Source organism: Leifsonia sp. AG29, assembly GCF_009765225.1.
GTDB lineage: Bacteria > Actinomycetota > Actinomycetes > Actinomycetales > Microbacteriaceae > Leifsonia.
The window spans coordinates 1,630,352-1,654,544 of sequence record NZ_VMSF01000001.1 but is presented as its reverse complement, the minus strand read 5'-3'; the positions used below and the strand labels follow the sequence as shown (position 1 = coordinate 1,654,544).

Here is a 24,193-nt window from a genome sequence, read left to right as displayed (position 1 = left end):
GCGGCATAGGGTGGGATGGTGACCGACCAGACGCTGTCTCCGGCGGAGCGCTACGCGGCCTCCCGGCAGAGCGCCCGACAGCCCCTCCTCGCGACCTTCCGGGCCGCGCAGCGGTTCGACCTCGACCCGTTCCAGCGTGAGGCGTGCGCCAGCCTCGAGAACGGTCGGAGCGTGCTCGTCGCCGCTCCGACCGGAGCGGGGAAGACCGTCGTGGCCGAATTCGCCGTCTTCCTCGCGATGCGCGAGGCGAACGCCAAGGTGTTCTACACGACGCCGATGAAGGCGCTGAGCAACCAGAAGTTCCAGGAGTTCGCGGAGGCGTACGGACCGGAGTCGGTCGGCCTCCTCACCGGCGACACCAACATCAACTCGCACGCGCGGATCGTCGTGATGACGACCGAGGTCCTGCGCAACATGCTGTACGCCGACTCCGACCTCCTGAGCGATCTGGCGTATGTCGTCATGGACGAGGTGCACTACCTCGCGGACCGGTTCCGCGGCGCCGTCTGGGAGGAGGTCATCATCCACCTCCCATCGGAGGTGCGGATGGTCTCCCTGAGCGCCACCGTCTCGAACGCGGAGGAGTTCGGCGACTGGCTCCAGGCCGTCCGCGGCGACACCGACGTCATCGTGTCGGAGGAGCGCCCCGTTCCGCTCGAGCAGCACATCCTCATGCGCTCCAAGCTGATCGATCTCTTCGACTCCTCGGGCCTCGCGGCGACGAACCGGGTCAATCCGGAGCTCGTCCAGATGGCTCGCTACGGCGGGCGCACGCTGAGCAGTCGCCAGATGAAAGACGTCGGGAGGTATCACTCGCGGGGCGGGCGCCCCGACTCGTTCCGGATGAGCCGGGCCGACATCGTGCACCTGCTCGGCGAGCGGAACCTGCTGCCCGCCATCTTCTTCATCTTCAGCCGCAACGGTTGCGATCAGGCGGTGCTGCAGACCCTGCGGTCCGGCGTCCGGCTCACCGACGCCCGGGAGCGCGAGGAGATCCGCGCGCTCGTCGAGGAGCGCTGTCGCACCCTTCTCGACGAAGATCTCGCCGTCCTCGGCTACTGGGAGTGGCTGGAAGGCCTCGAGCGAGGCGTCGCGGCCCACCACGCCGGACTGCTTCCGGCCTTCAAGGAGGTGGTGGAGGAGCTGTTCCGGCGCAAGCTCGTGAAGGTGGTCTTCGCGACGGAGACCCTCGCCCTGGGGATCAACATGCCGGCCCGGACGGTCGTGCTCGAGAAGCTCGAGAAGTTCAACGGCGAAGCGCGCGTCCCGATCACGCCGGGGGAGTACACGCAGCTGACCGGGCGGGCGGGCCGGCGCGGCATCGACGTCGAGGGCCATTCGGTGATCCAGTGGGAGGACGGACTCGATCCGCAGTCGGTCGCGGCCCTCGCCTCCCGGCGGAGCTACCCGCTCAACTCGAGCTTCCGGCCGACGTACAACATGGCGGTCAACCTCATCGACCAGTTCGGGCGTGCGCGCACTCGCGAGATCCTGGAATCGTCCTTCGCCCAGTTCCAGGCCGACCGGGCGGTCGTCGATCTGGCGCGCAAGGTGAAGCAGCAGGAGGAGTCCCTCGCGGGTTACGTCGACGCCATGACGTGCCATCTGGGCGACTTCCGCGAGTACGCGGGCATCCGCAGGGAACTCACCGATCTCGAGCGGAAACGCGTCGACAACGCCTCCAATGCCGAGAAGGAGCGCCGCCAGCGGCAGCTCAACGCTCTCCGCAAGCGGATGAAGGAGCACCCCTGCCACCGCTGCCCGGATCGCGAGCAGCACGCGCGGTGGGCGGAGCGGTTCTTCAAGCTCAAGCGCGACACGGACCGCCTCAGCGCGCAGATCCAGTCGCGCACGGGGGCCGTCGCCAAGGTCTTCGACCGCGTCTCGGATGTCCTTCTCGAACTCGGCTACCTGACCTCGGAAGACGGTGAAACCGCTCTGACGGTGCACGGACGCACGCTCAAGCGGATCTACGGCGAGCGGGACCTGCTCGTCGCCGAGTGCCTGCGCCGGAACGTCTGGAAAGACCTCGATGCCCCCAGCCTGGCGGCGATGGCGTGCGCGCTCGTCTTCGAGCCGCGCCGCGACGAAGGGCTCGCGCACGAGCGGTCGCTGCCCCGCGGCGCCTTCCGCCCGGCCCTCGACCGCACCACCGACCTGTGGGCGCGTCTCGACGACCTCGAACGCGAGCATCGCCTCCCGGGCAGTGAGCCGCCCTCGACGGCGCTCGCCCTGGCGATGCACCTGTGGGCGCGCGGCTCGGGGCTGAACGCGGTCCTCACGGAGGCGGACATGGCCGCGGGCGACTTCGTGCGCTGGGCCAAGCAGACGATCGACCTGCTCGATCAGCTCTCCCTGGTCGCCCAGGGCAACGTCGGCCGGGTCGCGCGCCAGGCTCTCGACGCGATCCGGCGCGGGATCGTGGCGTACTCGTCCGTTGCCTGAGCGGGCCGCTGAGCCGCATGCCTTAAGCTCTCCCTTCGTGACCCCACCGCGCCTCGCCCCGCTCCCGCTGTGGCTCGCGCTGCTGATGGCGGCCGCCGCCGGGCCGGTCCTTGATGCGGGCTTCCCCGACAAGGATTGGTGGCCGCTCACCTTCCTGGGTATCGCCATGGTGCTGCTGGCCCAGCGGGGACGCCGCGCGGGCACCGCCTTCCTCATCGGCTTCGTCGCGGGTGAGGCCTTCTACCTCGTTCACGTGTCCTGGACGGCGCTCTATCTCGGCCCGGTGCCGTGGGTGGCCCTGTCGACCTTCGAAGCGCTGTTCTGGGGAGCGGGAGGCGTACTGATCTCGCTCGCCTACCGGTGGGTGCCGCGAGCCTTCCCCACGCTCCTCGGGAGGCTGGGCCTGGTCCCGGTCGTGGTCGCCGGCCTCTGGATCCTCCGGGAGTATGTCACGGGGACCTGGCCCTACGGCGGCTTCTCGTGGGGCCGCGTCGCGGAGTCGCAGTCGACGAGCCCGTTCGCCCCGCTGGTCGCGTGGCTGGGGATCTCGGGCGTCGGCTTCGCGATGGTCTGGTTGGTCGCGTTCGCGGTGGAGCTCGCCATCGCGGCTGACCTTCCCGGCGTGCAGCGGTGGCTCCTCGCGGGCGTCGCCGTATCGCTCGTCCTCGCGATTCCCGCCTGGCCGGCGACGACGCACGGCTCCACCCGTATCGCGGCCGTGCAGGGCAACGGCCCGGCAGGCTACTTCGACAATGCGCCGGTCGGCGCGGTGTTCAACGCGCAGGTCGCAGAGACCCTGAAGATCACCGATCAGAAGGTGGACATGGTCGTGTGGCCGGAGGGGTCGGCGCTTCCGGACCCCACCCGCGAGCCGAGCTACGCCTCCATCCTCGACGCGCTGAGCCGCAAGATGGGCGCGCCCTTCGTGGTCGGCACGATCACGTACCGCGGTGGCGACTACTACAACACGTCATTGCTGTGGAAGGCCGGGCGCGGTGCCGTCGACTTCTACGACAAGAAGCATCCCGTTCCTTTCGGGGAGTACGTTCCGGATCGCGCCTTCTGGCGTCCGTTCGCACCGAGCCTCATCGATCTCATCGGACGCGACTACACGCCGGGGACGAGGGACAACGTCTTCGCCGTCGACGGTGTGCGCGCGGGCATCTCGATCTGCTTCGACATCGTCGACGACCAACTGCTGACCGACATGATGCACGGCGGCGCCCAGATCATCCTCGCGCAGACGAACAACGCGGACTTCGGGGAGACCGACGAGAACCAGCAGCAGCTCGCGATCGCCCGCCTGCGCGCCATCGAGTCGGGGAGATCGCTCGTCAACATCTCCACCGTCGGAAGCAGCCAGATCATCGGGCCCGACGGCCGGACCATCGCGAGCACACCGCCGTTCCGGCCGGGCCACATGATCGCGGAGGTGCCCCTCGGGACCACGACGACACCTGCGACTCTTCTCAGCCGCGGAATCGAGATCCTCGTCATGGGACTCGGTCTCTTCGGTCTGATGGTCGCGTCCGCCTCCCGGCGTGAGCCGTCTCCGGCACCACGCCGAGCACTGCGCTGAACCGGTCCGGGATCGAGCCCGGACAGGCGAAAGCCGCCCTCGCCATCGGCGGGGCGGCTTTCGGGGTCCGGGAGAACCCGGGAGCGTCAGGCGCTGTGCTTGTGCTCTCCGGCGCCGCGGCGGGCCCGGAGGTACTGGAGGCGCTCCTCCAGGAGTTCCTCGAGCTCGGCGCGGGTGCGGCGCTCGAGCAGCATGTCCCAGTGCGACCGCGGCGTCTTGACGTCGGAGTGGTCGACCTCGACGGGGATGTCGCCGACGAGCAGCCGGGCCTCGTGGCCGCAGTGCTTGCACTCCCAGGTGTCGGGGGCCTCGGCGTCGGCGGAGAAGACCATATCGGTCTCCTTGCCGCAGACGGTGCAGGCGTAGGTGTAATGGGAACGCGGAGAGTAGACGACGCCTTCTTCGCTTTGTAGGCTCTGGGCGCCAAGCCTCATTCCGCGCAAACTGCGATCTGCCATTGTGTGGTCTCCTCTGTGCGCGAATCCTCACAGTTATAAACCGTCAAGCTGGGGATTCTCTTTCCGGGGCCGCCCTACTGTCAGCGGGCTCACAGTGAACGGCGGCGGCGGAAAGGATCAGGCTCGTCGCTCCGCGAGGAGCGCGTGGAGGACGTCGCAACGGTCGGTGACGATGCCGTCCACGCCCAGGTCGAGCAGCTGGGTCATCTCCGCCGGGTCGTTGATCGTCCAGACGTGGACCTCGACGCCGGCCTCCTGGAAGCGCCGGACCGTGCGCCGGGTGACGATCGACACGGGTCCTCGACGCCGAGGCGCCTGGACAGCCGTGAATCCGGCGAGCGACCGCCGCGTGACGGCGCCCAGACCGAGCTTGGCGCCGGCCAGCGCGGTCGTGAACTCGGAGACGCCCGGCGAGGTCGCGACTCCGGGCAGTGCTTGGACGACGCGCCGCCTTCGGGCCGAGGAGAAGCTGGTGATGAGCACCCGATCGGGGGCGCGCGCCTCGCGGATCGCGCGGACGGTCGGCTCGACGGCGTCGTCGCCTTTCACATCGACGTTGAACCGGGCCTCAGGGAAGGCCTCCAGAGCCTCGGCGAGAGACGCGAACCCCTGTCCCTGGCCCAGCTGGACGCGGCGGAGCTCCGTCATCGTCAGCTGCCCCACGCGGACCTCGCGGCCTGCGGTCCTGGACAGGTCGGGGTCGTGACTGATCACGGCGACCCCATCCGCCGAGGCGTGCACATCCGTCTCGAGGTGCGTAGCGCCCGCGCTCAGCGCCTTCAGGAAGGCGAGGAGCGTGTTCTCCGGTGCCTCGAGAGCGAGGCCTCGATGCGCGATGATCCGCGGCTTCGGCCCCGAGAGGAAGGTCACGCCGGAGCGGGCCCGTCGCCGGCGGGGACGGCGACGGTGTCGGTCGCGCCCGGCGTGACGGGGCCGGCGTCGCCGGCGCGGGTTCCGAACGCCTGGCCGATGCCTTTGAGGGCCTCCGTGAGTTCGCTCGGGATGATCCAGAGCTTGTTCGATGCGCCGTCCGCCAGCTTGGGCAGGGTCTGCAGGTACTGGTAGGCGAGCAGCAGGCTGTCGGGGTTGCCCTCGTGGATCGCGCCGAACACCGTCGTGATCGCCTTCGCCTCGCCCTCGGCCCGGAGCACGGCGGCCTTCGCCTCGCCCTCGGCCCTCAGGATCGCCGCTTGCCTCAGGCCCTCGGCGTTGAGGATCTCGGACTGCTTGTTGCCCTCCGCGGTGAGGATCACGGCACGCCGGTCGCGCTCCGCGCGCATCTGCTTCTCCATGGAGTCCTGGATGGACGCGGGCGGCTCGATCGCCTTCAGTTCGACGCGCGAGACGCGGATGCCCCACTTGCCGGTCGCCTCGTCGAGGACGATGCGCAGCTGGCCGTTGATGTTGTCGCGGCTGGTGAGGGCCTGCTCCAGGTTGAGGCCGCCGACCACATTGCGGAGGGTCGTGGTGGTGAGCTGCTCGACGGCGCCGAGGTAATTGGCGATCTCGTACGTCGCGGCCCGCGCGTCCGTCACCTGGAAGTAGACGACGGTGTCGATGGAGACGACGAGGTTGTCCTCGGTGATCACCGGCTGCGGCGGGAACGAGACGACCTGCTCGCGCATGTCGAGCAGCGGGCGGACCTTGTCGATGAAGGGCACGACGACGTTCAGCCCGGGGTTGAGGGTCTTGTGGTACCTCCCGAGTCGTTCGACCACCCCGGCTCGGGCCTGGGGGATGATCCGGACCGACCGGAAGAGCGTGACCAGGACGAAGATCGCGATCACCAGGACGATCGCGGTCACCACGATCGTCACGATGAGCTGGCTGACGTTGTTCACGGAACGCTCCTCTCGGTGATGCCGTCGGTGCCGGCCGAGACCGGTGCCGGGGCGACGACGGCGGTCGCACCCTCGATCGAGACGACGACGACGTGGTCGCCGGGGACGAGCTGGGGCGGTGCGTCGTGGGCGTGCACCAGGCGGGCGGTCCAGGTCTCGCCGATCTGGAGCTTCACGAGGCCCGAACTGCGCGAGACCGTCTCGACGACCGTTCCGCTCATGCCGATGAGGCGTTCGACGTTGCTCTTGTACGGGTCTGAGCCGCGCTTGAGGGCGTGGAGAAGCGGAGGCCGGATGAAGAAGATCAGGACCACCGACAGCGCGGCGGCGATGATCAGCTGGCCCCACCAGGGAACGCCGACGAGGCCGGAGACGAGGCCGCCCAGGCTGCCGATGGCCATCATCAGGAAGACGAGATCGAGCGAGAGCATCTCGATGATGATGAACACGAGGATGAGGACGAGCCACACGATCCATGCGAAGGATGTGATGTCCATGGTGTGCCTCTTTCACTGCTTTCTCTGACGCTAGCAGGTGCTTGGGACAGCGCCGGGAACCCACTTGGTAGTCTCAGAAAGCAGCTGTCCACAGTCCGAGGAGAACCCGTGTCCAACCCTCTCGCCCCGCAGTCCCTGGCCGGAAGGCGCGCCCTCGTCACGGGCTCGTCGCGCGGAATCGGGGCCGACACCGTCCAGTACCTTGCTGAGGCCGGGGCGCGTGTCGCGATCAATTACCGCAACAAGGAGGCGCGGGCCGTCAAGCTCGCCGACGCCATCCGCGAGCGCGGGGGCGAGGCGCTCGTCGTCGGTGCCGACCTCACCGACCAGGAGTCCGTGGAGGCCATGTTCCGCACGGTCGAGCAGGAGTGGGGCGGCCTCGACGTCCTCGTGCTCAACGCGTCGGGCGGCATGGAGTCCGGCATGGCCGAGGACTACGCGATGAAGCTCAACCGCGACGCCCAGGTCGGTGTCCTCACGGCAGCGCTGCCGCTCCTCGCATCCGGGTCGCGGGTCGTCTTCGTCACGAGCCACCAGGCGCACTTCATCCGCACCACGCCGACCATGCCGGAGTACGAGGCCGTCGCCCTCAGCAAGCGCGCGGGCGAGGACGCTCTGCGCGAGCTCCTCCCGAGCCTCACCGAGAAGGGCATCGAGTTCGTGGTCGTGTCGGGCGACATGATCGAGGGCACCATCACGGCGACGCTGCTCAACCGGCTGAACCCGGGAGCGATCGACGCCCGCAAGGAGGCCGCCGGCAAGCTCTACAACGTCAGCGAGTTCGCCGCCGAGGTCGCCGCCGCCGTGGTCGACCCCGTTCCGGCCGATCACACCCGGCTGGTGGGCGACGTCTCCAGCTTCGCGCCGGTCGCGGAGTGACGGCCGCATCGTGAGGGCGACCGATCTCGACCTGCTGACGAGCGTCTCCGCACCGACCGTGCACCCGGGCGCGTCCCGCGCGGTCGTCTCGGTGACGCATCCCTCCCTGGCCGCCGATGCCGCGGTCGGCCAGCTCTGGACGATCCCGTTGACCGGGCACGCAGCGCCGCGCCGCCTGACGCGGGGTTTCCGTGACACGTCGCCGGCGTTCTCTCCGGACGGGCATCTGCTCGCTTTCCTGCGCGCGGCACCGAAATCGCCGCCGCAGCTGTACGTGATGGACGCGGTCGGCGGCGAACCGGTGGCGGTGACCGATCGCAAGCTCGGCGTGTCGGAGTTCGTGTGGACGCCGGACGGTCGTTCCCTGCTCTTCGTCAGCCGGGAGCCCGAGCAGGGCCGATACGGCACCGTCGAGGGTATCGATCCCGCTGCAGAGCCCGCTCGGCGCATCCACGGACTGAAATATCAGTCGAACGGTCTCGGATACACGATCGATCGCCGGGCGCACGTCTACCGCGTCGCCGTGCCCGACGTGTGGGCCGAACCCCAGCCGGCGCCGGTTCCGAACCCGGACGGCAGCACCGGCGAGAAGCCGCGTGCGGCCGATCCGGTGCAGCTCACGTGGGGGGAGTGGGACGACGGTTCGATCGCGGTGTCGCCGGACGGAGCGACCCTGGCGTTCGTGTCCGCCCGGCACGACACGCGCGACGCTGACCTGCGCTCCGGCGTTCACCTCCTTCCGGTGGACGGGTCCGGAGAAGCAGTCGACATCACGGGCCCGCACGGATCGTTCAGCGTGCTCTCGGTCGAATTCGGTGGTGACGGAGCCCTCTACTTCCTCGCCCAGGACGTGGGGGAGAGCGGCCGCGACTTCGTGGCGCGGAACACCTCCCTCTACGTCGTGGAGAGCCCGGGAAGCGTTCCGCGCCTCCTGACCGATCCCGAGTCCGTCGACCTCACCGAGTCGGACATCGTCTCGCTCCGCGACGGCGCGGTGCTCGTGCGCGACCGGCGCCGCGGCGCACTCGTGCTCGCCGAGGTCGATCGTTCGAGCGGCTACCGCGCCCTGACGGACGAGAGGACCGTCGTCACCGGAGCGGCAGTCGTCGCTCGCGACGGGGGTGCGACCACCGTCGTCGTCTCGTTCGCAGACAGCCGGACCGCTGGAGATGTGGGCGAGGTGACCTCGAGCGGCCTCCGGCGGCTCACCGACTTCTCGGCGCCGCTGCGACGCGCGGGCGTGATCGAGCCGCGCGAGGTCACTGTGGCGGGCCGCGACGGCTACCCCGTTCACGGCTGGGTGGTCGTTCCGGAGGGGGAGGGGCCGCATCCGGTCCTGCTCGACATCCACGGGGGTCCGTTCGCCGCGTACACGCACGGTCTGTTCGACGAGGCGCAGGTCTACGCGGGCGCGGGCTACGCCGTGCTGCTGCCGAATCCCCGGGGGTCCGCGGGATACGGCCAGGAGCACGGGCGCGTGATCAGACAGCGCATGGGCACGGTCGACCTGAACGACGTCCTGGACTTCCTCGACGGGGTCATCGCGCAGGAGGCGAGGCTCGACGCCTCCCGCGTCGGCATCATGGGAGGCTCGTACGGCGGCTACTTGACCGCGTGGACGATCGCGCATGACCACCGCTTCGCCGGAGCGATCGTGGAGCGGGGTTATCTGGACCCCGAGGCGTTCGTCGGCACGAGCGACATCGGCAGCTTCTTCAGCGACGAGTACACCGGCACCGACCCGGAGCAGGTGCGTTCGCAGAGCCCGCAGGCCGTGGTGGGCCAGGTGCGTACACCCACGCTCGTGCTGCATTCCGCGAGCGATCTCCGGTGCCCGCTGGGCCAGGCGGAGCGGTATTACGCGGCGCTTAAACGGAACGGCGTGACTTCGGAACTCGTGATCTTCCCCGGGGAGGACCACGAACTGAGCCGGAGCGGCCGGCCGCGGCATCGTCGTGAGCGGTTCGAGATCATCCTCGAGTGGTGGGGGAGGCACCTCCCCGTCGGGAGGCGCGCCTGAGGCGGCGCTGCGCCGTCAGGCCGTCTGCGGGGCGGAGGCCGCCAGTGCTGCGCGTCCGAAGGTGAACGCCCGGACGATGGCGATGATCCCGAGGATGATCAGCATGATCGCCGCGAAGATCAGAAGGAAGAGGGCGGACGACGCCGGGAGCACCAGCACGAACAGACCGGCGATGATGCTGATGATCCCGTACGCGATGGCCCAGCCGTGCGAGGCGGCCGCGCCGGACTCGACGAGCGCCATCACGCCCTCGATGATCCATCCGACGCCCACGAACGCCACGGCGAGGATGACGAGGGTCGCCGCGGCGACCGAGACGTTCTTGAGCGCGATCACTCCCGCGAACACGAGCAGCGCGCCGAGGATGATGTTGAGCGTCCGGATTCCGGCTGTGATGCCGCGCGCGAAGATGCCGATCGCCAGCCGGACGACCCCGGCGACGATGAAGTAGATGCCGAGGAAGATCGCGAGGACGGCGAGCGTCTTCTCGGGCCAGAACAGCAGCACCACGCCGAGCAGGACGGCGACGGCGCCGCTGACGCCGAGTCCGGTGCGGACGCCGTTGATCGCGGACCGGTTCATCCGGCTCGCGTCGAGAGAGAGTTCGTGGAGCACGGAGTCGACCGGGTCGGTGGCGCTCATGGTTCATCCCTTCTTATGGCGGTGGCCGCGGAATGCGGGCTCGATCGAACACTAACGGCGGTTATCCGCACTGCGGAAGAGTGATTCTCGCCGCCGGGAGGCCGGGGGAGTCAGCCCCACGGATCGGACGTGTTGCTGCTTTCTACGGCGGCAAGCGCCTCCAACGCCCCTCGTGTCGGTGCTACCTGGACGAGCCCTCGGTACAGAGTCAGCAGCGCGGCCCGGTCGAGGGTGCCCGTGCGTGCGCGATCGCAGTGTACGGACTGGATCGCCGCCTCCAGCTGGAATCTGCCCAGCCGGTGTTTGTCGCCCTCGCTCGACAGTCGCGCCGCGCGATGCAGGAGGGATTCGGCTTCAGCGATGAGGTCGGCGTCCCAGAGGGAGGTGTCCTGCTCGTCGAGCGGCGGCCAGGGCGTCGCCGCACGAGCCGGCGCCCGGGACTGCGCGAACGTGAGCAGGGCGGCCAGACCCCACGCCTCGGCATCGGTCTCGAGGAGGGAGGCGGTGAGCAGCGCCAGCCAGCGCGCCTCCTCGGCGATGGACAGTCGCACGTCGTCGTGATCGTCGAGCCAGCCGAGCGCGTAGGCGCCGTAGATCGCTTCGAGGACAGCGGTTGTCCGCGTGGGCATGTCCAGGCGTGTCGGAAGCGCGAAGGGAATGCCGGCATCGCGGATCTTTCGCTTGGCCCGCACGAGGCGCTGCGACATCGTGGCGGGCGCCATGTCGAAGGCAGCCGCCACGCGAGCCGCGTCGAACCCGAGGATGGCCTGCAGCATCAGGGGAGTGCGAGCGGCCGGGTCGATCGCGGGGTGGGCGCACGCGAACAGAAGCTCGAGGCGGCGGTCGGGGATCCGCTCACCGCGCTCGAGAATGCTCTCGATGTCAGCGGTCACCGCCCTGATGGGGTCTGACTCTTCGTCGAGCGGCACGCCGGAGCGGCGCGCTGCTGACTTGAGGACGTCGCGCAGACGGTTTCTCGCCACGGTCACCAGCCATCCTTCCGGGTTGCCGGGCACCCCGGTTGCAGGCCAGAGCCGGAGCGCCCGCTCGAGAGCGTCGGACAGGCAGTCCTCCGCGAGGCCCAGATCACCGGTGGAGCCGGCCAGCAGGGCGATGAGCCGGCCATAGGAGGCGCGCACGGCGGATTCGACCGCGCTGCGCGCCTCCTGGCTGCTCGTCACGTCGGCGCCTACCGCACAGGTACCTGGCCCTGCCAGGCTCCGTCGACGAACCGCGTCGAGACAGGACGGATCTCGACGCCGCCCCAGGCGACCGACGGAGCCTGCTGGGCCCAGCGGATCGCCTCGTCGAGATCATCGACCTCGATGACGAACGTGCCGCCGAGTTGCTCCTTGGTGTCGGCGAAGGGGCCGTCCTGGATGAGGAGCTGCCCGTCCCGGACGCGCACCGTCGTCGTCACCGCGGAGGGCTGGAGCACCTCGGCGCTTCGGAGAACGCCCGAGGCATCGAGGGCCTTCGCGTACTCGTCGAACGCCCGCATGCCCTCGGCCAGAGCTTCGTCGCCGAGTTCGTCCAGACTCATCTCGGGATAATGGAGAAGCAATTCATAACGCATGAGATTTCCTTTCGTGAGCATCTGTCACGGAGATGACGATCGGGCCCGGTCGGCTTCGACATCGGGAACGGAATCCGGTGCAGCTTCTGTGACGCCGAGTTGCCGATCCAGATGCTTCTGTGCGATTCGACTCGGTCACAGTGTGCGCCGGGAACATGCCCGGAGCCTAGTCGGCGCCGTTCGCCGCGGCTCGAGCAATATCGCTGATAATGCACATTATGTCAGTTTGTCTCGGGAGTACTTGCAAGATCTGCAGATACACCCTCCCCTACAAGGGAGCTTCGTCCCTCGTGTGCTTGTGGCGCTCTCACCGGTCCTGGGACGCCGCTGAAGTACCCGCGTTCTCGCGAAGGTCAGAGACTCCGCGGTGACACGGAGTCCGGAGGTCGACGAACTGCTCGCAGGCTGGCGCGGGCTCTTAATGGTCGCAATCACTCCGACCCTCGCCCCGACGTCAGCTCTTCAGCGCATCGCTGGGCGGTGGCTTCGTCTGTCCGGAAGTACGTGAGGACTCCCTTGCGCCGGGCGATGAACTCGTAGGGTTCCACCGAGTGGCCGTCGTGACGCTCGATGCGAACACCCGAGGACCCCAGCCGGTCGACGCTGGCGAACGCGTTTAGAGTTGTGGCCGCATCGCGCGGAAAGGATACGAGCAGCCGTGGCTCGCGTTCGGCCGTCCACACGTCGACCGTGGAGTTGCTCGCCGAAAGGATCAGGTCTTGCGGAATCGTTGCGCCCGGCCTTGACCGGTGCAGCTCGGTAGCGAATTGGTCGGTGCGGAAGGCCGGCCAGGTCGCGCGCGCTTTGTCGATGCGCAGAACTGCCCTTCGGAAGCGCTGCCACGCAACCACGCTCGGCATTATGCTCGCGAAGCACACAATGGCGACCAGTGCGATCACGGCCGTCCAATCGAAAGCGGCACCCCCTGCCAATGCCCAGGCGATCCGAAATGCCGCATAGGCGACGAAGGCAGCGAACCCAACCCATATCCAGCCGTAATGAGAACGCGAAGCGGACTCCACGCGGCCGATCTCCGGCTCCGACAGCGGCACGCTCGACGAGCTGGCGAACACGAGTGGCGATGCGTCGCCAGCAGAACTCACGGCCGTGCGCGCCTCTCGCCGCCGAAATATGTCAGCGGTATATGCCAACGAATACGGGACAAAGAGGCACACCATCAAGACCCAGAACGCCCAGCTCGAACGCATGAACCCCTGAATATCCAGAATTGCGAAGCCCACCATACTCAGCCCGATGGGCGCCAAGACGGCCACCACGATCAGAGCCAACCGGCGCCATCCAGCCGAGGTACTCAGACTCGCCATTACTCCTAGCGCATGGACTGCCGCTCGATCCAGTTCTCGCCGAATGAGTTTACTGCACCCATCCCGCTCCCCATCACTCCGACGGCGCCCGCCGCCTGATGGGCTGCCTCCAAGCCATCGCCTACTTTCGAGACCATTTTCGTTGCCATAAAGAGGCCCCCTCCTGGAATTAGGCCAACGAGATCGGCTGAGCAACCGACGGCATCATGGAGGCCGAAGCAGTCGATTCCAGCTGCGGCCGCACCGGCCGCTAGCGATATGGGCTCCGCAATAACAGCGCAAGCTGCGCAAACCAGGGATACAAACCCAGCCGCCGCGCCGATGATTGCGAGCACTCCACTTACCGCCCGGAGCGCAGCTTTTTGCTGTCCGTCTGAAGACTTTGAACGCCCTCCCGCGCTAGCCGAACTGCCGTGTTTTACGGTTGCTCGAGCTTCATGCTTAGTCATGAGCACACCTCGGTGGACGACAATGCTCCCGTTGTTGATGCCTAGCAAAGTGCTGGGGGTTACAGGGGCGGTTGCCTGGTCCCGCATCACTAAGCATCAAACTCCACATGCCGTTGAGGTCACTGCTGTTCACCGGGTCGTTGGGGTAGTTGTAATCATTTTCGTTGCCCCCAGCGACGGGCGTGAGGAAGGAATTGGTGACAGCTGATCGTTAGTGACGTGGGGTGCTAACGGGGAGGATGTCATCATGCCCGCTCCCTATCCCAGAGAGTTCCGTGACGATGTCGTCGCGGTTGCCCGGCGCCGTGAGGACGGCGTCACGATCAAGCAGATCGCCGCTGACTTCGGTATCAGCGCGGCGACGTTGCAGAACTGGTTGCATCAAGCCGATGTCGAGGACGGCAACCGTCCCGGTCAGACAGTCGACGAGGCCGCGGAGGTGCGCGAGCTGCGGCGTCGTAACCGGCTGCTGGAGCAGGAGAACGAGGTGCTTCGGAAGGCGGCAGCGTATCTGTCGCAGGCGAACCTGAAGCTCGGTGGCTCCCCAAAATGACATACCCGCTCGTTGCTGAGCTCGCAGCTGCGGGGATTCCCGTGACGGTGTCGTGTCGGGTTCGGGGGCTCGCTCGTCAGCCCTACTACCGGTGGCGCAACGATCCGGTCCGTGACGCGGATGTGCTGCGCGCGCACCGGATCAACGCCCTGCATGACGCCCACCAGGACGACCCGACCTTCGGTTACCGATACTTGGCCGATGAAGCGCGCCGGGCCGGCTGGCGGATGAGCCGGCGCACCGCGTGGAAACTGTGCTCCCAAGCCGGGATTCTCTCCTCCGCGCAACGCCGCCGCCGCGGGAAGGGCAAGAAGGCCGGGCCGCCTGTGTTCGATGACCACGTGCAGCGGCAGTTCCGTGCCGACGCCCCGAACCGGGTCTGGCTGACCGACATCACCGAGCATTGGACGGACGAGGGCAAGCTTTACTGCTGCGCGATCAAGGACGTCCACTCCAACCGGATCGTGGGCTATTCGATCAGCGACCGGATGACCGCGAAACTCGCCGTCGACGCGCTCCGCAACGCCGTCGCCCGTCGTGGTGAGGTTGCCGGGTGCATCCTGCACGCGGACAGAGGCAGCCAATTCCGAAGCCGAGCCATGGGCCGCGAACTGCGCCGCCACGACATGGTCGGATCGATGGGCCGGGTCGGTGCTGCCGGAGACAACGCCGCCATGGAGAGCTTCTGGTCGCTGTTGCAAACCAACGTCCTCAACCAGCGCCGATGGGCGAACCGGCAGGAGCTGCGTCGCGCGATCGTGGTCTGGATCGAGCGGAAGTATCACCGGCAGCGCGCTCAGGATGCCCTCGGCGGCTTGACGCCCATCGAGTTCGAAGAGAAGCTACCCACGACGCCGCGAACCCTCGCGGCCTAAACCCAACCTGACACCGATTCGTACCTCACGCCCGCTTCCGTAACGTCACCGGTCGAACCAGGACGCCCTCCCCAGCGCCTACACCACATCAATCCCGACTCCCCGTCGAAGCGCTTCAAGCTAATCCGCTCCCGCGCCCTCAGCGCTCGTTCTACCGTTTCTGAGTCGCTGAGCCATCGGCAGGGACGTTGCCCGAATCCACCCGCCTCCCGATAACCCCGTTATCCAGTCGCGCGCCCGCTACGTACCTTCCAAGCCCCGTCGGCGGTGACCTTCCGGGCCACAGTCAGCTCAATTTGTTCGGGTCTCGTTCCACACTCTTGGATCCGGACTGCGCGAGACGACGGACCTGACTGACGAACTCGCGCGTTTCTGTTGCTGTCATCGGTTTGAGACCGCTGCCGCGGCCGCTAATCACGATGAATGGCAGTTTGATTTCGGGCGTGCGGGCGAGGACGAGTGCGGCAGCCGGTCGGCTGGCTCCGGACAGCAGCACCGTTGTCTCAGTCACGTCCGAAACGTCGTCGGTCGTGAGCCGGAACGACGGGACTGTGGGCTTCGCGGGCGACCAGAACTCGAAAGCGTCGGGTGCGACGCGGAGTACGAACATTCGCCCCAAGGAATGGGCCGCCTCCTCGCCCGAAGGGCCAAGTAATCGCAGCCCCAAATACAGGTCGTCCACCCCCGTGGCCTGGACGACGAAACCAGCGGCGCCACGAGATTGCAGCGTCTCCTGCAAGTGACGAAGTGGTCGCCTTTTCACCGCGACAAGACCGGTGACGGCACCGATGAGCGCCACAGATCCCAGGGCGATCAGGAGGAAGGTGAGTAATACCGCCATCGGTCCTCGCGCCGCCGCTCCGACAGCGACACGCACCCCCATGACGATCACGAAGGCAACCCACGCCGCAACGGGCCAACTCCACCGCAGCCGCCCGGATCCTTTCGCCATCACGCTGCGCTGCGATTCTCAGCGCGAGCAAGAGCAGTGCGCCGCACGCGCTCCTGCTTCGTTAGGAACGCCTCTCCCGGTTCACGAATGACGGCTCCGCTCCTCGGGTCGATCTGCGCCGCATTAGCGTTCCCACTCGGAAGACTCGTGTACCCCCGGGCGAGTTCCCGCCGCGACTGCAACGCAGAGATCCCGCCAGCCGCCATACCCCCGACGATGCATAAACCTTCCAAGCAGAGGGCCACTACAAACAACACGGCGACGTGCTGAATCCCTATGGCGAAGCAAACGAGCATAACCGCAAGCGCAACCAAAACACCGGCTATTGCTAGCAATGTCACGTCGGTCCACAGATTCGAGCTGCCGCCGCCGATCTTCTTCATTTGGCGAAACCTCGGAAGTTCAGTTTCCACCGATCTCCTCTCCCTGTCTGATCGCCACTGGCCGTCAGGCTTCACGTAAGGCGCGCAGCAGAGCTTCCCGGTTTCGCCGAGACATTATGACGTGAATCGCTCCGACTTCATCGTCTATCAAAGTGAGCGTACGTGAGTCGCGACGAGACTCACCCAGGGCCACGGCGGAACCGAGCGCCACCGCTTTTCCACCTGTTCGAGTCAACGTGCAATAGACGGAAAGTGACTCGCCCACTATGGCAACCCAAACCTGTATCGCAGCTTGGTAGAAGACACCATTCGCAGATATCCGAGACCACAGCGCTCGGTAGGACCTTCGCGTTAGTCTTGCGCGAAAGACCGCTGACGAACTTGAGGCGCTTCGGACGGTGGCTGCCTGGGCGCGGTTGGACCAACACCGGAGAAGGAGGCCGGCAGCAGCTAGGAACGCGGCGGCCCCGACTGCTGCGACCACGATGGGGACCGGGCGAGACGTTACGACTGCGGCTACTGGGATCGCAACCATCAGGAGCGTCAGCAGCACAAACGGGACTTGACGAGATCCGCGAGCCAAGACGTACAACGGCTTCTCCTCTCAGAATTCCCATCGCGGCGGGCCGTCCCCGATAAGTTGCACTCCTCCGACAAGTGCCGAGAAGATGGGGCCCCCTGGAATCTCGGCCAGCATGAATCCCATTCCAGTAATCAGCGCGCTCGCGATGCAGGAGGAGTTTATCCCGGTGTCCATGCATCCAGCCGCTGTGCTGACTGCTCCGAAGCCAGCTGCGATGTTGGCCGTGATTACTGCGCTCCCCCAGAGTGCGCCCGCGCCATACTCGTCGCCGGTCCCAGCTGATACAAAGGCCGCCGCAGACGCCACCGAGGCATACACGTTGAGCGCCTCACCTATCCATGCAGCGTCAACAGCGATTGTCTTCAGAGTGCGATGTAGATGCTGATCAGCACTGAGCTGTTTTGTTTTGGCAGCAGGCCGCGAGGGCTTCGAAAGCCCATAGCCGTTGTATTCGAGGCGGTTACTCGCGAGAAGCCTGACAGCTGTCGGCGAGATCGCCGCCCCGATACCAGGTCCCCCGTCGCTGAGCATGAGGCCCCATTTTCCAGTGAGGTCGTTGCTGTTGATGGGATCGTCTGGGTAGACGTAGTCGTTCGCGTTTCCCCCCGTGACAGGGTCGACCGAGAGGAATCGGCCGAGCAAGGGCACGTATTGGCGTGCCCCCATTTCGATGGTGGCGAGTCCGTCAAGGGTGAGGAGGCCTTTGCCGTGTGCGCCCTCGAATCCGTTGGAGACGTTGGGTGTGGTCGTGTTGGTTGGACCACTCCCGTCGGCGGCGGTGGTACCGATGCACCCTGTAGATCGGTTGATGGGGTCTCCGAAGGGGTCGTAGAGGGCGAGTGCCCCGGTTCGGGTGCCGGCGCCGTCGGTCGTGACCAAGACGTGCCCGGTTAGGCCTGGGTAGGACCATGCTTGCGCGGTGGGCCGGATACTCACGCTGACGCCACCGGCCAGACTGAGTGTCTCTTCTTGGGTGACATTGCTGGCGGTGAGGGTGAACCGACCTATGCCGGCGTATGTGTAGTGGACGGTCGTGGCCGTTCCGCCCGCGGGGGTTTGGGTCATTCCGATGATCCGGTCGGCCGCATCGCGTTGGTAGGTGACCGTGGTGCCGTCGGTCAGGGTTGTTGCCAGGTGACGGTTGGTGTCGTCGTAGCCGAGGGTCTCAGTGCCGAGCGTTGTCACGTTGCTGTGGGTGTCGTACGCGAGGTTCGTGCCAGCTCCCGTGCTGGTGAGGTTGGTTCCCATCACGATGTCGGGGTTTGCGGGGGCGCCGGTGATGGTGTCGGAGGTGAGCCGGTCGGCGTTGTCGTAGCAGTACCCGACCGTGAGGGTGGGGTTCGGGGTGGTCGCGCCGGGAGCCGTGGTCACATCAGTCATCGAGGTGCGGTTCCCGTCAGCCCCGGCCGCAGTATTTTGACCACAACCACCGGTTCCGGCGTACGCGTAGGTGAGCTGGTTGTACGGAACAATCGCCGTGGTCAACCGGCCGACACTGTCGTAACCGTAGGTGGAGACATAGTTGGTGGATCCGTCGGTGATGGTGTCCTTCACGATCCGCCCGGCCTGAGATCGAGCAACCGTGTCCGTCAGGGGGGATTGCCCGGAAGCGAACGTCCAAGCGGTCGCCGTTTGGGATCCGGTGGGGCCATAGCTGAATGTCCCCGAGGTTCCGTTCCCGGCGTTGCCGGTCCCGTTCGGGTAGCTGACGCTGGTGAGGACACCGGTCGTGTAGGTGGACTGGGCGATGGGCTTGCCGTCCTCCGCCACGGTGATGGCCTGACCGTCCGCATTGTAGGTGTAGGCCTCGGTGTGGGTGGTCGCGTCGGGCAGCTTCACCGTAGCCGTGAGGGTTTGCATGGCCTGGTTGTAGGTCGTGGTGGTGACCGTCCCCCAGCTGTCCGTGGAACTGACCTGCTCGCCGTCGAGGTTGACCTGGGTAGTGAGGGTGCCCTTGGTGGGGGTGGCGGTCTGGGTGGAGTCGGTGACGGTCGTGGTGAGCGGGTCGCCGGCCTGGTTGCCGTTGCTGTCGTAGCCGCCGGCGGAGTACGTGTAGGTGAGGGTGCGGGCGGGCTGGGCGCCGAAGGCGGGGTAGGTCTGTTTCTGGGTCCTGCCTCGGTTGTCGTAGGTGGTGCACGCCCAGGTGGTGTCGCCGGGGGCGAGGGTGCCGGCGACGCGGCCCATGATGTCGTACACGTACTTGGTGACCAGTGCGGTCCCGGTGGCGGGTGCTGGTCCGGTGACGGACATGGCCAAACCGTCCTGGGGGGTGGTCACTGGCACCCCGCAGACCGGGGTGGTGATGTTAAGTGCGGTGCCGTAGGAGATCGTGGGGGTGGGGTTCGCGATCGAGGTGCCGCCGTAGTAGGCGGTGTTAGTGGCGGTGGCCGCCCCGGCGGGCTTCTGCGAGCTCGTCTGTCGGAGGTACCCGTTGCCGGGCGACTCGGATGTGGTCACGGTGGTGAGGTTCTGGCCGCCGGGGTCGGCGATCGCGGTGACGTTGGTGCCGAACCACGGGTAGGCGTAGCTAGCGCTCGCGTTCGCGGAGGGCACGTTCGTGTTGCTGATCCCGGCGACACCGGTGGGGGCAGAATCCGGGGTGCTTGTACCGGTGACCAGCCCGTAGCTGGAGGACAGCTGTGTGGTGGGGATGAAGACGCTGCCCTGCCCGGGCACGATCCACGCCATCCGGAAGGTGGGGCTGGCAGCGGTGGCGTGCGTGTACCCGACGCGGAGCCGCGCGACTTGACTGGCCTTGATGTTTTTCAGTTGCGCGGAGTAGGTGCCGGACGTGGTGGCGTTGATGACCAGTCGATCGTCGACGAATACTCGGGCGGTGTTATCGGTGTAGATCGAGAGCTGGTAGTCGCCGGCGCCCGGGAACGTGAGCGTTCCGGTCAAGGAGGCGGACCAGTTTGTGGTCCCGACCCCGGTGGCGGGGATTCCGGACCAGACCTGTTGGGCGTCTGTGCCGGTGAAGACGCGGCCGTATCCGGTGGGAGCCCCAGCGAGGGTGAGGTTGTTGAAGTAGGCGGCCGCGAGCCCGGCCAACCCACCGTCATAGGTGGTGGTGGAGGTGGCGATGGCCACCCCGTTCATCGCCGCACAGGTACCCGCCACCGGAATTGGCCCATTAGCGACCCCCGACGCGTTGGTCGGGACGGTGCCGAAGGGCGCGCTAGTGGTGGCGCCGAAACATGTGGAGGGCGCTGGCCCATAGGTGGTGACCGGTCGGTCTTGGCTGTCGTAGGTGGTGGTGGACTCGTGTCCCTGGGGGTCGAGGGTGGCCAGCGGGTTGTCGTGGTTGTTCCACAGGGCGCGGGAGGTCAGTCCCGAGGCGCTGGTGGCGGAGGTCTTCCGCAACGCCGTGTCGAAGGTCACGGCCGCGTTGTGGCCCATTCCCCCGGCGGGCGGGGTGAGACCGGCGACGTCGACATAGCTGGTGCCGTCCGCGCTCGCGCTGGCGGCGGCGGCGTAGGTGTAGGTCTTCGCCGGTGCCGGGCCGCCTCCGCTGAGTTGCGGGAGGGTGACACCGATGGCGCGACCCGCGGTGTCGTAGCTGATGATGGTCTGCGGTGCGGCGGCGTTGTTGACCGCAGCCCAGTCGTTCGCGGTCGGCGTGGTGACACCGGTGAGCAGGTTCTGCCCGTTGACGCTGGTGTAGGCCAGCAGTGTCCGGGATCCGCCGGGGGTGAGCACGCCGCCGAGCTGCCCGGTGGTGGTGTATTCGAGTTGGGTGGTCGTTCCGTCCGGGTAGACGATCGCGCAGAGCATCCCGGACGGTGCCGAGGCCCACCCCGATCCGGTTGGGGTTTGGCAGACGGCGCCCGAAGCGGTGATGCCGGCGTTGGCGGGGATGCCGAGGTCGGAGTATTGCTCGTTCGCGTAGGCGAAGTACACCGCGCGTTGATACGACGGGGTGCCGGAGCTGGCGGTGTTGGAGAGCGGGTCCGACAACGATCGCAGCGCGTTCGTCAATGCGCTCGTGGTCACATAGGCAGGGACCGGGGTGGCGGGTTTGGCTCCGGCGTCCACGGGTGGGGTCGCGGAGACCAGCTTCCCGGAAACGTTGAACAGGTACACGGTGCCATCGGTTCCGGTGAGCGAGAGCGCCCCGTTCGCATCGGTGGTCAGGGTGGTGGACTCCCCCGCTGGCGGGCTGTATCCACCGGCACTATTGCGGGAGAACACGTGCGTGCCGCCATTGGCGTCGGTGATGGTGACCGAGCCGCCGTTGTTCTTCGCCGCAACATACGTGGCGGCGTCGCCCATGATCGGTTGCGAGGTGGCCCACCCGTCCGGCAGCGGCGGGTTGGTGTGCGTGAACCAGTTCGCCGGCACCACCTTCACCGTCGTCGGATCCCCCGTCACCTGCGAATACAGGTACAGGGACGCGCCGCCGGCCATCTGGTAGTAATTCACCGTGATCGGCACCGGGTACGCGATCGCCTGCCCGCCCAGGGTCGCGGTCAGAGTCCCACCAGTCCCGGACACCACCAGCGTTTGCGCGGCAGCCGTCTCCATTTGCGGGGTGCCCTGTGCGGGGTGCGCGTTGAACTGGTCCGTGATCACCGGGGTGGTTCCCAAGGTGAGCTCGGCGCCGTCGTCCGAGGAGAACCCGAAGTTGTACGACCCGGTCGGCGGGGAGATGAAACCGGTCCACTGCGCCTGGAAGTACGTCTGTGACACCCCCGATGCCGGGGAGTCGGTCGCCCCCCAGTTGAAGGCGAGCTGCGAGTCCGTGCGCACCAGCGAAGTCTCGCTAGCCGGCGGCAGCGTCGTGTACGAGTAGGTGTTCGGGCTACCGGGGAGGTTCCAGTAGTGGCCGACCAGTCCGGCGTTGGAGGCCTGTTCGGAGTTGTAGGTCAGCTGGAACCCCATGGGACCGCCGACCGTGTTCACCGACGGTGTGGTGATACTAGTGGAGACATTCCCGTTGGCCAGGTTCACGCTCACCGGCCCAGCAGTATCCGTCGGTGCCGGGCCCGGATTGGTCACCCGCAGATTGACGGTCATCCGCTGCACGCTCGGGATCCAGTCGTCGTACCCGTCGTTGACCAGCAGGGTCCACGTGTACGCGGTGCCGTCTTGGAGGATGTTCGGCAGGACGTCCCAGGACACCATCCCGTCGCTACCAGGCGAGACGATCGGCGAGAGCACAACCTGGCCGGTCGTCCCGTCGCTGCCGGTGGCGATCCGGAACGCGTAGCGCAGCGGCTGCCCATTGGTGGACGTGGAGGGCGGCGCCTTCAACGTCGGGACTGTGCTCGCCACGATCGAGTTATCAGCCGGGGTGGACACCCCCGCGTTCTGGACGGGGTTAGTGGAAGTTTTCCAGGAGTACACCGGCGACGCACCGACCGTGCCGTATTCGTCCTGGACTTGCGCCTGCCAGTAATACGTCGTCCCCGGCTGCAACACTCCCGCCGGGACCTGGACTTGGTTGGTGGAGGTCCACCCGGTCTGGAACACGGGGGACGCCATCGACGAGTTCGGCGACACCGTATAGGCCCGATTGACCGCGGCGGACCCGTTCGAGGAATCCTGCGTTGTAGTGGTCGTGAAGGTCGGGGTGGCCGAACCCACCGCCCCACCGGTCGGGTTGGTCATCGTCCCCGGCGTGAACCCGTTCGGGTCCGGCACCGCCGTCGGGCTCGAGGCGGCGATCGTCGGCTTCGCCTCGTAGCTGATGAACAATTCAAGACCCAGCGACTTGTACGTGTACAGGCCCGCGGTCTCCTGCCCGCCGAGCATGAAATAGTTCCCCGCCCAGCCGGCGTTCACCCACGACGCCAACGTGTTCGCCAGACCCGGGTCCTGGGCATACCCGCACCCGGAAGTTCCCGCTGAGATCGTGATGCCCGACAGGGCGGTGCCGACGTCGTTGTAGCCCTGCCCGGAGGCGATATCCACCATCCCGATCGTGGAGTTGGTGGTCCCACTGCCGCCGTACCACTCATCCAACGTGGCCCCCAGAACCTGGTAGCCGAACAGCTGCTCATAGTTGAAATGAGTGACCGTGCGCCACATCGTGTCGCCACCCGCACGCGAGTTGCCGACATAGGCAACACCCGTCAGGGTGGTTCCGGTGTTCTCGAACGAGGTGGAATTGTCCGAATACGGCGACGCCGTCGACGGATCCAGATACACCGGGTAGACCCGGGCCGGGTCATCCAACCACGATGGGTCCGGGGTCAACGTCATCCGCCAGTCATCGGTGGAGGTCTGCGTCACCGTGAGTGGCACGTTTGTGATCGCGGCCCCCGAGACCCCGGCAACGGCGGAAGAGTCCATCATCGCCGGCACCGGCGTAAGGAACACGAGCTTCCCCGTGACATCATCCGTGAACGTCACATCGCCCAGCTTGTCCTTGGCCAACGTCAACCCCGGCGCGTGAACACTCCACGAGTACGACGGGCTCGAACTGGTCGGCTGCGCGTTCAGGATCAGGGTCTCCTTCACCTGACCCGGCGTCACCTGATACGTCAGGTCCGTGTTGGCGGCCACATTGTCGTACGCGACAGAGGACCCCGCATCCCCGCCAGAGAACTGCCGCTGCACACTGGAAGCCACACCGGCCGGCTGCTGCTGCTCCCCCACCAGGCTGAACGACACCGTGTGCCCATCCGCCGTCACCTGGTAGTCCCCACCCGATGCCCCGGACGCAGAAGCGAACTTCGGAGCCAACGGGTGATCACTCACCGTCCGATCCCCGGACGCGCCCGTCGTGACCTGGGTGTTCACCGGCACCCACGAGCCGTCCGATCTCTCCACGTTCAGCGGGTCGGTGGAAAACTGCGCCGTCTTCGTACCATCCGTGTTCTGAAACACCGTCTCGAACTGCGACCGAGACGACACACTCGACGTGTTCGCGTCGAAACCCTCCACCCCACCACGGCTGTGCGTCGCATGCGCCTTACCCGGGACCGACGGCAACTCGCCCTCCCGGCGAACGCCGGCGTCCGTCAACACCGACCCCGGAGTCTGGTCACCGGTCACATGCTGAGGCAGCGCACCCGCGTCGGCCGCCTGCGGCGATTGATCCGCACGCGCCTCGGGCACCTGGAACGGCTGCACCGTCAAGGTCACAGCCACCACCGCGGTAGCCACAACGGCAACCGCCTGACCCCAACGCC

16 protein-coding genes are annotated in these 24,193 nt (G+C 67.0%); 5 read left to right on the top strand and 11 right to left on the bottom strand.

Annotated elements, in window-relative coordinates; all coding sequences use genetic code 11:
• Positions 1-18: 18 nt before the first annotated feature.
• Positions 19-2,445 carry a DEAD/DEAH box helicase gene (locus FPT20_RS07975; RefSeq protein ID WP_158864194.1) on the top strand — a complete coding sequence of 809 codons (2,427 nt, stop codon included), beginning with the start codon at positions 19-21 and terminating at the stop codon, positions 2,443-2,445.
• A gap of 85 nt (positions 2,446-2,530) precedes the next feature.
• A complete protein-coding gene (gene lnt, locus FPT20_RS07970; protein ID WP_158867941.1) occupies positions 2,531-4,024 on the top strand; it encodes an apolipoprotein N-acyltransferase in 1,494 nt (497 codons plus the stop codon).
• Between the two features lie 86 nt (positions 4,025-4,110).
• On the opposite strand, the gene FPT20_RS07965 is transcribed toward lnt, so the two are convergent.
• From FPT20_RS07965 to FPT20_RS07950, 4 genes are all read right to left on the bottom strand, one after another.
• Positions 4,111-4,482, bottom strand: coding sequence for an RNA polymerase-binding protein RbpA (locus tag FPT20_RS07965; protein WP_158864192.1), 372 nt, complete (start codon positions 4,480-4,482; stop codon positions 4,111-4,113).
• A gap of 117 nt (positions 4,483-4,599) precedes the next feature.
• The gene (locus FPT20_RS07960) at positions 4,600-5,352 is read right to left on the bottom strand and encodes a glycerophosphodiester phosphodiesterase (protein WP_158864190.1); all 753 of its coding nucleotides are present in this window, start codon (positions 5,350-5,352) and stop codon (positions 4,600-4,602) included.
• Positions 5,349-6,323, bottom strand: coding sequence for an SPFH domain-containing protein (locus FPT20_RS07955; protein WP_233265440.1), 975 nt, complete (start codon positions 6,321-6,323; stop codon positions 5,349-5,351). Before FPT20_RS07955 ends, FPT20_RS07960 begins: the two co-directional genes overlap by 4 nt.
• Complete coding sequence (locus FPT20_RS07950) at positions 6,320-6,820, bottom strand: NfeD family protein (protein ID WP_158864188.1); 501 nt, start codon at positions 6,818-6,820, stop codon at positions 6,320-6,322. The genes FPT20_RS07955 and FPT20_RS07950 overlap by 4 nt, the downstream gene beginning before the upstream one ends.
• Before the next feature lie 108 nt (positions 6,821-6,928).
• On the opposite strand from FPT20_RS07950, the gene FPT20_RS07945 reads away from it, so the two are divergent.
• Both FPT20_RS07945 and FPT20_RS07940 read left to right on the top strand, forming a co-directional pair.
• The gene (locus FPT20_RS07945) at positions 6,929-7,699 is read left to right on the top strand and encodes an SDR family oxidoreductase (RefSeq protein ID WP_158864186.1); all 771 of its coding nucleotides are present in this window, start codon (positions 6,929-6,931) and stop codon (positions 7,697-7,699) included.
• Positions 7,700-7,709: 10 nt separating this feature from the next.
• Positions 7,710-9,719, top strand: a complete 2,010-nt coding sequence (locus FPT20_RS07940; protein WP_158864184.1) for a S9 family peptidase — start codon at positions 7,710-7,712, stop codon at positions 9,717-9,719.
• Between the two features lie 15 nt (positions 9,720-9,734).
• On the opposite strand, the gene FPT20_RS07935 is transcribed toward FPT20_RS07940, so the two are convergent.
• The 4 genes from FPT20_RS07935 to FPT20_RS07920 all read right to left on the bottom strand — a co-directional run bounded on the left by FPT20_RS07935 (position 9,735) and on the right by FPT20_RS07920 (position 13,226).
• A complete protein-coding gene (locus FPT20_RS07935) occupies positions 9,735-10,361 on the bottom strand; it encodes an HdeD family acid-resistance protein (RefSeq protein ID WP_158864182.1) in 627 nt (208 codons plus the stop codon).
• 110 nt (positions 10,362-10,471) lie between these two features.
• Complete coding sequence (locus tag FPT20_RS07930) at positions 10,472-11,542, bottom strand: RNA polymerase sigma factor (RefSeq protein ID WP_158864180.1); 1,071 nt, start codon at positions 11,540-11,542, stop codon at positions 10,472-10,474.
• Positions 11,543-11,550: 8 nt separating this feature from the next.
• Positions 11,551-11,937 (bottom strand): YciI family protein, encoded by a 387-nt coding sequence (locus FPT20_RS07925; protein WP_158864178.1) that lies wholly within the window; start codon positions 11,935-11,937, stop codon positions 11,551-11,553.
• A gap of 431 nt (positions 11,938-12,368) precedes the next feature.
• Positions 12,369-13,226 carry a hypothetical protein gene (locus tag FPT20_RS07920; RefSeq protein WP_158864176.1) on the bottom strand — a complete coding sequence of 286 codons (858 nt, stop codon included), beginning with the start codon at positions 13,224-13,226 and terminating at the stop codon, positions 12,369-12,371.
• A 732-nt stretch (positions 13,227-13,958) separates the two neighbouring features.
• Between FPT20_RS07920 and FPT20_RS07915 the strand changes: the two genes are divergently transcribed.
• A protein-coding gene (locus FPT20_RS07915; RefSeq protein WP_442786480.1) for an IS3 family transposase occupies positions 13,959-15,139 on the top strand; the annotation gives its coding sequence in 2 pieces (ribosomal slippage) (positions 13,959-14,225 and positions 14,228-15,139; 1,179 coding nt in all).
• A 286-nt stretch (positions 15,140-15,425) separates the two neighbouring features.
• Here FPT20_RS07915 and FPT20_RS07910 read toward each other — a convergent pair.
• The 3 genes from FPT20_RS07910 to FPT20_RS07900 all read right to left on the bottom strand — a co-directional run bounded on the left by FPT20_RS07910 (position 15,426) and on the right by FPT20_RS07900 (position 24,167).
• On the bottom strand, positions 15,426-16,094 hold the full coding sequence (locus FPT20_RS07910; protein ID WP_158864174.1) for a hypothetical protein: 669 nt from the start codon (positions 16,092-16,094) through the stop codon (positions 15,426-15,428).
• Positions 16,091-16,474 carry a hypothetical protein gene (locus tag FPT20_RS07905; protein WP_158864172.1) on the bottom strand — a complete coding sequence of 128 codons (384 nt, stop codon included), beginning with the start codon at positions 16,472-16,474 and terminating at the stop codon, positions 16,091-16,093. Before FPT20_RS07905 ends, FPT20_RS07910 begins: the two co-directional genes overlap by 4 nt.
• A gap of 604 nt (positions 16,475-17,078) precedes the next feature.
• Positions 17,079-24,167, bottom strand: coding sequence for a PA14 domain-containing protein (locus FPT20_RS07900; protein ID WP_158864170.1), 7,089 nt, complete (start codon positions 24,165-24,167; stop codon positions 17,079-17,081).
• Positions 24,168-24,193: the final 26 nt, after the last annotated feature.

Coding starts and splice junctions, on each gene's coding strand:
- lnt (WP_158867941.1), top strand. CDS start 2,531: ATGGCGGCCGCCGCCGGGCCGGTCCTTGATGCGGGCTTCCCCGACAAG.
- FPT20_RS07965 (WP_158864192.1), bottom strand. CDS start 4,482: ATGGCAGATCGCAGTTTGCGCGGAATGAGGCTTGGCGCCCAGAGCCTA.
- FPT20_RS07950 (WP_158864188.1), bottom strand. CDS start 6,820: ATGGACATCACATCCTTCGCATGGATCGTGTGGCTCGTCCTCATCCTC.
- FPT20_RS07935 (WP_158864182.1), bottom strand. CDS start 10,361: ATGAGCGCCACCGACCCGGTCGACTCCGTGCTCCACGAACTCTCTCTC.
- FPT20_RS07925 (WP_158864178.1), bottom strand. CDS start 11,937: ATGCGTTATGAATTGCTTCTCCATTATCCCGAGATGAGTCTGGACGAA.
- FPT20_RS07905 (WP_158864172.1), bottom strand. CDS start 16,474: ATGAAGAAGATCGGCGGCGGCAGCTCGAATCTGTGGACCGACGTGACA.